The following is a 12,037-nucleotide window of genomic DNA, read 5'->3' as shown; positions in this document are numbered from 1 at the left end:
GGGTAAACCCCCACGCTAAATCGAAAAAAGTATTATGAATAATACTCATTACATAGCAGCCATTTTTTTCAGCCTGATTTATCCGGCTTTATTCGATTCAGCGTGGGCATTTATGCCCTCGCAGAAAAGAAAATTGAGTTGGGTAAAATTTCGTTTTTCGTTCTACATTTCTATTATTGTATTTGCAATTTAATTGCGACCGGACGATGATCTGTAATATATTTATACCTTGCGTTTTCGCCACCATCCATATATTCGTCAATAACAATTGTTTTGATCTCGGAATCCTTATGCTGAAATTCATCGAATAATTCATTTGTGATAAGAATATGATCTATTTGTCCACGATATTTCCAGTAAGGATAAGACCAGTTTGCAGTGCTATCTTGAGCGATATCCATATCAGCGAATCTGTATTTTTCAGGTTGATTGATAAAGCTTATAAAAACGTTAAATTCTGCAGGTTCGGCAATTTCATCGTTCATATCACCGATTATGAATACTTCTTCTTCGGATAAATTATTTTCGATATATTCATCGAGCAGTTTGCAAGCAGCTTTACGTCGGGATTCGTTTTTCTCGCCTCCCATAGCTTTTAGATGATTGTTGATCACAAAATAATTTTCATTACGATAGATGAATTCCAAAACAAGAGGTTTTCTGGGGAAAGGACTATGATAAATGGAATCTGATGGATATATCTGATAGATACTGTCAATTTCAACTACTGCTGTTTTATACAAATATGCAAGATTCAAATTCCATTCATCCGTATCCGCTCGGAAACCGTTCCACTTGCTTTTCGGATCAATTATTTGTAATTCATTTACGAGAACAACGAATGCGGAATCGCTTTCAATTTCTTGCAAGCCGACCACATCGGGATCTACTGCGTGGATTATTTTTGCAGCATAATTTACCGTATTAACATTTTTAGGGAAATGTTGGATATTCCAGCTCATTATTTCCAATGAATTCGAATCTCCAAACTTAAGTTGAGGGTAATCAATTTTTGGTAATTCATCTGCAAAAAGAGGAAAAGTGAAAAGTAATAAAGCTAGTAAAAATATATTCTTCATAGGATAGCCTTCTAAACTTTTAGTTGTCTGATTCCAGACCTATAGACTTTCTAAACATTGTGGACATTTTTTGTATAAGATATGTGTTCTCTCAAAATCATTTCGGAAGTTTGGAATCAATTTCTTTGACGAAATTTTTTGTTCGAAGCTCCACGATGTGTCTGTTCCAATCATTGAGAAGGTGTGGATAAATAACATCCATCAACCATTCGCAGGATTTCAGTCATTTCCGTCCGCAGCAATGCTTATATTTCTTTCCACTTCCACAAGGGCAAAGATCATTTCTGCCTACTTTTTCAACTTTGATCGGGCTCTGTTTATCTTGCGTTGTTTTCTGCATTTCCGGTTGAATTTGCTGGGAAGGACTTGTTGATTTTTGAAATGCTGACTGCTCTGTATGAGATAAATCAAAATTTTTCTCTAAGGATTTTACCTGATAATAAATTGCCGGGTAGAGGGTAAAAACATTTTTCATTACCTTTTCTTTGATAGTATCAACGAGATCCAGAAAAAGTTCAAAACTTTCATGTTTATATTCCACAAGTGGATCTTTCTGAGCATAGGCTCTCAAACCGATGCCTTCTTTGAGACGATCCATCTGATAAAGGTGGTCTTTCCATTCCGAATCTACAACTTTCAGGAGAGAATATCGCTCTACATCTCTTTGCTGAGATTCGAATCCTTTTTCTTTTTCTGCATAGGCTTTTTCCAATTGTTTATAAAGAAAATCCGTAAGGTCTTTCTCGTTACGAATATTATCAGATATCTCAGGAAGGGTTAGTTTCTGTCTCAATTCCGTTTCAAACCACTGGGCAATATCTTCGAGGGGCCAGCTCTCTTCATACTGAATTCCCCCAACTGCAGATTCCACTCTATTTCCAATCACGTCATAGAGCATTTCCAAAATTTCGTCTCTAAGATCCAGCCCCTTCAATACTTTTCTGCGATATGAATAAATCACTTCTCGTTGTTGATTCATCACATCATCATATTTTATCAGCTGTTTACGAATCTCAAAGTTATGCCCTTCTACTCTTTTCTGAGCGTTTCCTACTGCTTTTGTCATCCAAGGATGTTTGATAGCTTCGCCTTCGTCCATCCCGAGTTTTGCCATGATATTTGCAATCCTGTCCGAACCGAAAATACGCATGAGATCATCTTCGAGAGAAAGATAAAATCTGGAAGAACCCGGATTTCCCTGTCTTCCGCTTCTACCACGAAGTTGCAGATCTATACGGCGACTTTCGTGGCGTTCTGTTCCGATGATGTGCAAACCGCAAGGGACATCAACCTTTATGCAGTCCTTGGGATTTGTGGGTGCGTTTTCGCCGGCATTTTCACAATCATTTCCACATGCGATTATACATTTATCGCATTTGACAACACCGTCACCGAGTTTGATATCTGTTCCTCTTCCTGCCATATTTGTTGCGATTGTAATCGAACCAGACTGTCCGGCATACCTTACAATTTCCGCTTCCCGTTGATTTTGCTTTGCATTAAGAACTTCGTGTGGTATTCCTTTTCGTTTTAGTAATCTGCTGATAACTTCGGAAATTTCCACAGAAATAGTTCCCACAAGAACAGGACGTCTTTTTTTATACCAACTTTCAATTTCTTCAATAATTGCATTAAACTTTTCTCTTTTTGTTCGGAAAATCAGGTCATCCTGATCAATTCTACGAATAGGTTCGTTTGTAGGAATTTGAACTACAATCAGATCGTAGATCTCTTTGAATTCTCCGGCTTCAGTTTCGGCAGTACCGGTCATACCTGCAAGTTTGGTGTACATTCGAAAATAGTTCTGGAGAGTAATCGTGGCAAGAGTTTGAGTGGCTTCCTGAATTTTTACCAGTTCTTTTGCTTCCAATGCTTGGTGTAATCCTTCGCTAAATCTTCTTCCGGGCATAACGCGACCGGTAAATGTATCAACGATCATCACCTTATCCTCAGCAATGATATAATCAACATCTTTTTCAAAAAGTGAATATGCCACCAGCATCTGTTTAATATTATGCAATTTTTCGTTTTTTTCGAGAAAATCATCTTGAGCCTTTTTCTTGCTTTGCTGTTTTTCTTCGGCAGAAAGATTCTCGTTCTTCTCAATCTTTTCAATCTCATCATCCAACACGGGCATTACAAATAAAGTTTTATCATATTTTTCTAAAATTTCTTGTCCTTTGTCTGTAAGGTCAGCACTTCGTTGCCCTTCTTCAACAGCAAAAAACAGTTCTTCATCGAGTTCATGGAGTTTTTTATCTTTGAGATATTCTCCCTCAACTTCATTCATAATTTTTTTGTATTCTCCGGTTTTGAGAAGTTTGTGCAATCTTTTATTCTTCGGATCAGCCCGTTTTACAGAAAGAATTTTTTGCCCGAATTCAAATGAATTTTCCTCCACTTTATCATCTCTGATCATCATTTCAGCTTCTTTGAGTAATCTATTTGCAAGCATAGATTGCTTACTGATCAAATTTCGAATCTGGGGGTTCAATTCGCGAAAATAATTTTTGGAATGTTCCACCGCACCGGAAATAATAAGGGGAGTTCTTGCTTCATCAATGAGCACACTATCCACTTCATCCACGATGCAATAAAAATAATTACGCTGTACCACAGCTTCAGGATTAACGGCCATATTATCGCGTAAATAATCAAAGCCAAATTCATTATTTGTTCCGTAAGTTATATCACAATTATACTGCTTTTTTCTCTCCTCCGGTTCCATCTCGCCATGAATACAGCCCACTGTTAATCCGTGAAATTTATATATTTCGCTCATCCATTCCATATCCCGCTGAGCAAGATAATCATTCACAGTGATAAGGTGCACGCCCTTGCCGACCAATGCATTCAAATAAAGAGGCATAGTTGCAGCCAGAGTTTTTCCCTCACCCGTTTTCATTTCCGCTACATTTCCTTGATGCAAAACTATTGCTCCCACAAGTTGAACATCATAAGGAATCATATTCCATTCGATTTCATGCTCTCTAACTTTCCATTTTTGCCCGACCAATCTTCGACAGGTTTCTTTTATAACGGCAAATGCTTCTGGCAAAATTTTATCAAGAATTTCTTGAATTCTTTCATTATAGCTTTCTTCGGCAGTATCTATCTTGTTAGAAATTCTGTCTTTTTCACTATCCTCAATAACGGCGTCGAACTCCTCTTGCAGATCTTCCAATCTTTGATTATCCTCATCTGTATAATTGTGGATTTTATTTTTAAAAACATCTGTTTTTGCTTTGAGTTCTTCATCAGAAAGGGAATGTAGTTTTTCGTATTCCAAATTTATTTCATCCACAATTGGCTGAATTTTTTTCATTTCTCTTTCGAATTTTGTACCGAATAATTTTTTAAGTAAGTTGCTTAGCATGGTTTCTTCTTATGGTTGTTGGTTGTTGGTTGCGGTGGCACGGACCATTCCGTGACACACGTCGATCGGCACGGAGTGGTCCGTGCCGACTCTGTAACCGTTGAAACGGTTGGGTTGCATGCCGTTTTGGAAAAACGGATTACGTTTTGTTCTTCATTTTTGTGGAATCTTCAATTTGGGTTGCATACCGTTTTGAAAAACGGATTACGCTTTGTTCTGCCTTCTTTCAATCTTTTTGCAGATTTTCCAACTGAGATTTGTAACTATTTGCCAACCGATTTTTACTGTCAACTTCAAGCAATTTGTTCATCAATTCGATTCCACGATTGTATTTTTTGTCTTTTTTACATAAATCAAAATAATATTGGATAAAGTAATTCTCATCGGGATTGTTGATTATAAAGCTGTCCAGCATGGTAAGAGCAGAATCAATTTTATCAGCCTTAACCAAATAATCCGTTGCAAGATAATTGATTTGAGCGTCATTGGGATTTTTTTTCAATAGGGGGGCAATGGTTTCGAATGCTGTATCATATTTTTTTGTGGCATAATAAAGTTTGGAAAGTCCGGGAAGAAATTTATCCTTCGCTTTAACGAAGTCCAACGCCTTTTTATAATATTTCAAAGCATCTTCATCTTCCCCTTTTTCGTGGAGAACATTAGCCATACTCATAAAATTCGCACCATAATTATTCATCAATCGTTTCATGTTTTCATCTTTATACAATTTGTCATTATAAACAGAGTTGAAATCAAAAACGTTATTTATATTATGATTTAATCGAATCGGATCAATTTGGTATTTGCCTTTTGTTTCCACAAGTCGTTCTGCCATCCCTTCCATTTGAAGGTATTTATCAAATCCCACTCTATCCGCAACTGTAACTGCAAAATAGATGGGGCGTTTTCCATAATTGTCTTTGATTATCTGCAAAACCATCAAATCTTTAATATAGAGGATTTTTCCCTCTTTGAACTTAATTTTTATATCACCAACCGGAAAAACCACATCCTGCGGTAATTTCATTGGACGTAATTCATCAATTTTTTTATCCGACAGGTTTATTTCAATACCTTCCTGCTTTTTCAGTTGCTTGATATACCAGGGAGTATTAAGCAAACTTAGATTTGCAATACTCACATCTTTTCTGATTCCTTCTAGATTTTTTTTACTATCGTAAGCCTGTTTTAGCAACAAATTTGTTTTTCTGCTAAGTTTTTTCTCTTCTTTACTAATTGATTTGCCCGTGATTTCTTTGAATATTAAAGTATCTTTTTCGAGATAATATTCTTTCGCATTCGGATCAGCAACTGCTTGAGAAAACCAGAGTGGAAAAGTATCATTGTCTCCATTTGTAAAAATGATCGCATTTTTGTCTAATCCGTTCAGAAAATTCGTTCCGTATTCAAGAGCAAGCAATTCCTGACTCCTATCATTTTTATGGAAGTGGGAAGCCATGTTCGCGAGAGGGAGCATTAACATAATCACCAAAGCAATCGCTCCGAGTATTTTTGCTTTCTTCCTGAAAAATTGAATAACAGCGATTGAACCGATTCCCATCCAAAACGCCCAAAGCATGTAGGCAGTAATGAAAAAATACGGTCTGTCTCGCACTTCAGCGGTTTGAAGATTCATAACCAAAATCATTGCAATGCTTCCCATAAGGAAGAGAGATGCAAGATAGATGAAAGACCGTTTGCTCTTTTTGTATTGATAGTAAATACCGGTAAATCCGAGTAATGCAACAATCAGTTGCCCGATAAGATTCACGAAATGACGGGGTAAGTGAATAAATTTTCCAATCACATCAGCATCGAAGAATTGCCAACTAAAGTATCGGAGGAAATGTTTGTTCAGTTGCACCATGATCGGAGCACGTCTTTCAAAAAAACTGGTAGGACCATATTGTTTGCGGAAAACGTAATCACCAAAGCGTTGCCAGTTTGACGGATCACCCTCATTAATAAAAGGATGTGCGGATGCTCGAATAGGCAAAATAAAATGGGTGCTCAAACCCAATATTATTAGAAATAATGCAAATAGCCAAACTTTTAATTCAACATAATCCTTTAAATAATATATTAGCAGACTTATTGTGAAAATCGCAAAAACATATTTTCCCCAACTTCCTCTGCCACTACCTGAACCAATAGCGTAGAAAACGTAATACAAAATCAGCGATAATGCTAAGAGAACAATTGCCTTAGTAATGAATTTTTTATTAAATTTGATTAATGGTAAAACGATGATGAGTAAAATAGCCGGAGCAATCTGCAAGGTTGTTTGATGGACTCCGAAACCAAGAAAAAATGTGAAAATAATTAGCAATAAAAGGTTTTGATTTTCCATGTTGCGAGATTTTTCCGCCCAAACAAGCGTCAACCAAATGATTAGTGAAAGGAAGAATGAAAGCCCACCATAGACTTCTGCTTCGATGGCATTTACCCAAAATTCTTTTGAAAACGCAACGAACAAAGCCCCGATGATTCCTGTAATGTAAACGAGATATGGTTCTGTTTTCCAGATTTTTACCAATTTTACAATGGAAAGATAAGAAAATAATACGGTAAAAGCACTGAACACAATCGAAAGGAGACTAACAGCTTGCGCATCTGAAAGCCCGAAAGGTATAATAGTAAATAATTTCCCGAGCATTATGTAAAACGGATTTCCCGGAGGATGGGGAACACCGAGGATGCTGCTGCAAGTAATATATTCTCCGCAATCCCAAAAAGAAAGGGACGCTGGTTTTGTGATGAAATAAATAACAAATGTTACAACAAAAAGAACCAATCCTATTATTGAATTGGTTCTAAAATTAATTTTGGTTTTATCGGTAAAATCCATTTTTTTTACCCACTTTTTTCATTTAGATGTTCGAGCCCTTGAATGGCACCGAGCGGACATACATTAAGGCAAGATCCACATTCAATACAATCGGTTGTAATGATAAAATGCATATCACCTTCAACGATAGCATTTTCCATACAAGCATCTACGCAAACTCCACATTTAACGCAATCGGATGTAATAATATAACTCATATTAAGTTAGATCTCCATTATTTCTTTTTCTTTATTTGTAATGATTTCACTAATTTTTTTGGTGGATTCATTTGTAATATCCTGAATTTCTTCAAGAGCAATTTTGGAGTTATCTTCTGAAATATCACTATTTTTTTCCATTTTTTTTATTTCATCGTTTGAACTCCGACGAATATTACGAACAGCGATTTTTGTTTCCTCGCCGATTTGTTTTACATTTTTTACAAGTTCTTTTCTTCTCTCTTCAGTAAGGGATGGGAAAACCAAACGGATTACCTTCCCGTCATTTTGGGGAGTAATCCCGATATTTGATGCGAGAATGGACTTTTCAATTTTCTCAAGCATATTAGGTTCCCATGGTTTGATCATTATAATCCGAGCTTCGGGTGTGGAAAGACTGCCAATATGTTGAATAGGTGTTTCCTGCCCGTAATAATCAACTTTTACGTCATCGAGTAATGCAAGGTTTGCTTTGCCGGTACGGATTTTTATCAATCTGTTTTTCATGGTTTCGATTGATTGATCCATTTCGATTTCAGCATTATCGTAAATCTGATTTAGTTCCATGATTTTTACCCCACGATTGTTTTATTATTAAATAAATTATTGGATGATACTTCCGAAGTCATTTTCAAAAACGGCTTTACTAATATTTTTATTATCTCGAACGTTAAACACTTTGATAGGAAGTTTATTTTCGCGAGCAAGTGAAATGGCTGTTAAGTCCATAACTCTAAGATTTAATTTGATATATTCATCATAAGTTATTTTTGGATAGAATATGGCATCATCATTTTTTACAGGATCTTTATCAAAAATACCGTCAACTTTTGTGCCCTTCAGCACCATTGTCGCGTTGATTTCGAGAGCTCGAAGTACAGCAGTAGTATCAGTTGTGAAAAAAGGGTTTCCAATTCCGCCACCGAATATCGCAACTTGGCCATTATCTAAAGCATTATTTACAAGGTTAGCACTGAATACTTTTCCGATATTTCCAAATTGTCTTGAAGTATAAATTCCCGCATTAACACCTAATTGCAAGAATTTCTCCTTTAGGGCGATCGAGTTTTGGATAGTTGCCAGCATCCCGATGTTATCTGCTTCGGTTCTGGACATAAAATTTCCCATCTCGGAAACACCTCGAAAAAAATTACCTGCCCCAATCACTACCGCTATCTGAAATCCATGTTCATGAATTTTAATAATTTCACGAACAATTTCGGTAACAACATCATTGGAAAGTCCAAAAGGGCGATCACCCTGAAGGATCTCACCACTTAATTTTAATAATATTCTTTTTGGTTTAGAATTCATTGACGTTTTATTTAGGATTAACTTGTCTGTTTTTCAAACCACTGAGTTCTCGGAGGACACTGATAGAAATACGAACCTTAAATCATTTCTCCGTGTTCTCTATAGTTCATTAGATATATTTATTGCGAGTGCGATTGCTTTTTTCTGATTTATCTACCAATTTCGTAACGGGAAAAACGATTGATCTTGATATTTTCACCAAAAGTATTAATGGCGTCCTTCAAAAGCTGGTCAATGGTGATATCTTCATCCATAATAAGTGGCTGGTCCAACAAGCAGTTTTCCTTAAAGAATTTTTTCAATCTACCTTCAACTATTTTTTCCACGATATTATCCGGTTTGCCGGAGTTAAGTCCCTGGGCTCGATAGATTTCTTTTTCTTTCTCAATGAGTGCCGGGTCCACGTCAGTGTGTGTGATTCCGATAGGATCAGTTGCTGCGATATGCATTGCGATTTTCTTTGCCATCTCTACGAATTTTTCGTTACGGGCAACGAAATCGGTTTCACAGGACAATTCAAGCAGAACACCCAATTTTGCACCGGCATGTATATATGAATAGATGATTCCATCGGCAGCATCACGAAGTGCTTTTTTCTCCGCTTTTGCGATTCCTCTTTTGCGAAGAAGATCCACGGCTTTTGCGATATCTCCATCAGTTTCTTGAAGGGCTTTTTTGCAATCCATCAAACCAACATTTGTTTTATCTCGTAATTCTTTTACATCTTTTGCGGTAATTTTCATGAAAACTCCAACGTATTTTTATTTTTGGTGGACAAGACCCATATGAATTTTTAGTCCTCTTTTTGAAGAAAAAGTTTTTTTACAGACAGGGCATTCAAAAGTTTCAGGTTCTTTTTTTACTTTCTCTTTTTTAATTTTTTCTTTTTCGGGTTTAGTTTCTTTTTTTATTTTGCTTGGTTTGTCATCCGTTATTGGTTTACTCTCTGCAATTTTTTCTTCTGCAATTTTTACTTCAGCAACTTTTTCGGGAGCAATATTTTCTTCTTTGGGAAGTTTTTCGTTTGGTACGGTTTTTTCGATAGATTTCTCTTCTGCAATTTCTTCTTTTTCTTTTCCGCCCGTCATTTCGGTAACGGTAATATCAGCACCTTCTGAATCAAGTTGTTTTCCTTCAAGAATTGCATTCGCCATTATATCCGTAAGCAGATGGAGGGATTTCATTGCATCATCATTTGCTGGAATGACAAAATCTATTCCATCGGGATTACTGTTTGTATCCACCAAAGCAACGATGGGAATTCCCAATTTCTGAGCTTCCTTCACTCCGATCTCTTCGTGATTTGTGTCTGTGATAACAACTGCGGAAGGGATGGATTCCATTTTTCGAACGCCACCGAGGATATCCAATAATTTATTGTATTTCCTTTCCATTTTCAGGGCTTCAAGTTTTGTGTATTTGTTGATTTCACCCGAATCAACAAGATTCTCGAATTCATCGAGATTTTTGATACTTTTACGGATGGTGTTTATATTTGTCAGCAAACCACCGTACCACCGTTTTGTAATATAAAATTCACCGCATTTTTCAGCAGCTGATTTGGTAGATTCGGCAGATTGTTTTTTTGTTCCGACAAATAAGACGTGTTTGTTTTTTCTTGCTAATTCCCTAAGGAAATAGTAGGCTTGGTTGATTGCTTCTAAAGTTTGCTTAAGGTCAATTATGTGGATTTTACTTCTTCGCATGAAGATGTATGGTGCCATTTTAGGATTCCATCGGCTTGTTTTGTGACCAAAATGGACTCCCGCCTCAAGCAAACTTCTCATTGATGTTACGTTCATTCACTTTCCTCCAACGGTTAGTTGTACTTATACCGATTTAAATTTTGCGTTTATATCCTGATCTGTTGTTGTAAACAATAAGAACACCGTTTGCAAATATCGGCTTAAGTTATTTTGTTTTATTTTAATTTAATTAATAAATTCTTTATCGCTTAGAATGCTGGAATCTTTTGCGTGCTTTTGCGTGTCCGTATTTTTTACGTTCCACCACGCGAGCATCACGTGTAAGAAGACCATCTTTCTTCAAGATTGGTCGAAGATCAGGATCATATTCAATCAAAGCTCTGCTAATTCCAAGTCGAATAGCACCAGCCTGACCGCTGAGTCCGCCGCCTTCTACATTTACATACAAATCAAAATTATCAGATTGTTTAATTAATGTAAAAGGACGCTCCACACTCATTTCAAGAGTTTTGCGTTTTAAATAATCGCCCATTTTCATTTTGTTTATGATACGTTTTCCAGTACCTTTTGAAATTCTTACTCTTGCTACGGAACTTTTTCTTCTGCCAACCGCACTAAAATATTGCATTGATTAACTCCTGTTTATATATCAAAATAATTTTTGTAGTAATAATTGAAATTAAACCTCAATTTTCTCCGGTTTTTGAGCAATATGAATATGTGAATCACCCACAAATAATTTTAAACGATTCATCATTAATTTTCTCAGCTTATTTTTTGGAAGCATACCACGAACAGCGTGCCTGATGATTGCTGTAGGATCTTTTTTCTGCAGATCTTTGTATTTAACAGTTTTTAAACCACCCGGATAGCCGGAATAAGATGTATATTCCTTTTTCTCTTCCTTGTTGCCTGTTACTTTGATCTTTTCCACATTTGTGATTACAACGAAATCGCCCATATCCAAAAATGGTACGTAATCAGGTTTATTTTTCCCTGATAACATCATCGCAACCTTAGTTGATAAACGCCCCAAAACTTTGCCTGTGGCATCTATTTGAAACCATTTATGTTCAATATCTTGTTTTTTGGGCATAAAAGTCTTCATCCAAACTCCTTAACAATATGCATTTTACACAATATTATATACTTTTTTTATTTTCTATATGATCGGGTTTAAGTAAAAGCCAATAAATTTAACAGCGTATTTCATTGTCAAGTTTCGCTAACCAACACACGGGGCGGTATGGATGAGCGTAAAAATTTATTTCCCAAATAAGAAAAATATTTTTCACAATATTTGACAAACTTATTTGCCCCATATCAATCCGACACAAAATATAAAGCGTGAAATTATTAAAAAATTATAGGAATATTATGGGAGTTAATTTATTTGGTTTTTTGCCAAATGCAGTTTGTAAAGTTAGGGGAAATCATCTTGAAATTATTTGCCAAATTAAATAAAAACCTCATTTCCCTTCTCCCTTTTCCCATTTCACCCAATCTGTCTTTCATTC

Annotated in this window: 9 protein-coding genes and 1 pseudogene; all 10 read right to left on the bottom strand. The window is 36.2% G+C overall.

Annotated elements, in window-relative coordinates:
* Positions 1-173: 173 nt before the first annotated feature.
* Positions 174-1,079, bottom strand: a complete 906-nt coding sequence (locus U9P79_07780) for an endonuclease/exonuclease/phosphatase family protein (GenBank protein ID MEA2104520.1) — start codon at positions 1,077-1,079, stop codon at positions 174-176.
* A 223-nt stretch (positions 1,080-1,302) separates the two neighbouring features.
* The gene (gene secA, locus U9P79_07775) at positions 1,303-4,455 is read right to left on the bottom strand and encodes a preprotein translocase subunit SecA (protein MEA2104519.1); all 3,153 of its coding nucleotides are present in this window, start codon (positions 4,453-4,455) and stop codon (positions 1,303-1,305) included.
* 226 nt (positions 4,456-4,681) lie between these two features.
* On the bottom strand, positions 4,682-7,303 hold the full coding sequence (locus U9P79_07770) for a DUF2723 domain-containing protein (GenBank protein MEA2104518.1): 2,622 nt from the start codon (positions 7,301-7,303) through the stop codon (positions 4,682-4,684).
* A 5-nt stretch (positions 7,304-7,308) separates the two neighbouring features.
* The gene (locus tag U9P79_07765; protein MEA2104517.1) at positions 7,309-7,500 is read right to left on the bottom strand and encodes a 4Fe-4S binding protein; all 192 of its coding nucleotides are present in this window, start codon (positions 7,498-7,500) and stop codon (positions 7,309-7,311) included.
* A 6-nt stretch (positions 7,501-7,506) separates the two neighbouring features.
* Positions 7,507-8,067 carry a ribosome recycling factor gene (gene frr, locus U9P79_07760; GenBank protein MEA2104516.1) on the bottom strand — a complete coding sequence of 187 codons (561 nt, stop codon included), beginning with the start codon at positions 8,065-8,067 and terminating at the stop codon, positions 7,507-7,509.
* A 36-nt stretch (positions 8,068-8,103) separates the two neighbouring features.
* Positions 8,104-8,814 (bottom strand): UMP kinase, encoded by a 711-nt coding sequence (gene pyrH / locus U9P79_07755; protein MEA2104515.1) that lies wholly within the window; start codon positions 8,812-8,814, stop codon positions 8,104-8,106.
* Positions 8,815-8,963: 149 nt separating this feature from the next.
* Positions 8,964-9,557: a translation elongation factor Ts gene (tsf, locus tag U9P79_07750; protein MEA2104514.1), complete on the bottom strand. Its 594-nt coding sequence runs from the start codon at positions 9,555-9,557 to the stop codon at positions 8,964-8,966.
* 252 nt (positions 9,558-9,809) lie between these two features.
* Positions 9,810-10,616: pseudogene (gene rpsB / locus U9P79_07745) on the bottom strand (30S ribosomal protein S2).
* Between the two features lie 145 nt (positions 10,617-10,761).
* Positions 10,762-11,148 (bottom strand): 30S ribosomal protein S9, encoded by a 387-nt coding sequence (gene rpsI / locus U9P79_07740; protein MEA2104513.1) that lies wholly within the window; start codon positions 11,146-11,148, stop codon positions 10,762-10,764.
* Positions 11,149-11,199: 51 nt separating this feature from the next.
* Positions 11,200-11,628, bottom strand: a complete 429-nt coding sequence (gene rplM / locus U9P79_07735) for a 50S ribosomal protein L13 (GenBank protein ID MEA2104512.1) — start codon at positions 11,626-11,628, stop codon at positions 11,200-11,202.
* Positions 11,629-12,037 lie beyond the last annotated feature (409 nt).

The sequence above is a fragment of the Candidatus Cloacimonadota bacterium genome (assembly GCA_034661015.1).
Lineage (GTDB): Bacteria > Cloacimonadota > Cloacimonadia > JGIOTU-2 > JGIOTU-2 > JAYEKN01.
Note: the sequence above shows the minus strand (reverse complement) of the source record. Positions and strands in the feature narration are given on the sequence as shown.

Excerpts from the sequence above, each read along its gene's own strand:
- U9P79_07780 (MEA2104520.1), bottom strand. The coding sequence starts at position 1,079 with ATGAAGAATATATTTTTACTAGCTTTATTACTTTTCACTTTTCCTCTT.
- secA (MEA2104519.1), bottom strand. The coding sequence starts at position 4,455 with ATGCTAAGCAACTTACTTAAAAAATTATTCGGTACAAAATTCGAAAGA.
- U9P79_07770 (MEA2104518.1), bottom strand. The coding sequence starts at position 7,303 with ATGGATTTTACCGATAAAACCAAAATTAATTTTAGAACCAATTCAATA.
- U9P79_07765 (MEA2104517.1), bottom strand. The coding sequence starts at position 7,500 with ATGAGTTATATTATTACATCCGATTGCGTTAAATGTGGAGTTTGCGTA.
- frr (MEA2104516.1), bottom strand. The coding sequence starts at position 8,067 with ATGGAACTAAATCAGATTTACGATAATGCTGAAATCGAAATGGATCAA.
- pyrH (MEA2104515.1), bottom strand. The coding sequence starts at position 8,814 with ATGAATTCTAAACCAAAAAGAATATTATTAAAATTAAGTGGTGAGATC.
- tsf (MEA2104514.1), bottom strand. The coding sequence starts at position 9,557 with ATGAAAATTACCGCAAAAGATGTAAAAGAATTACGAGATAAAACAAAT.
- rpsI (MEA2104513.1), bottom strand. The coding sequence starts at position 11,148 with ATGCAATATTTTAGTGCGGTTGGCAGAAGAAAAAGTTCCGTAGCAAGA.
- rplM (MEA2104512.1), bottom strand. The coding sequence starts at position 11,628 with ATGAAGACTTTTATGCCCAAAAAACAAGATATTGAACATAAATGGTTT.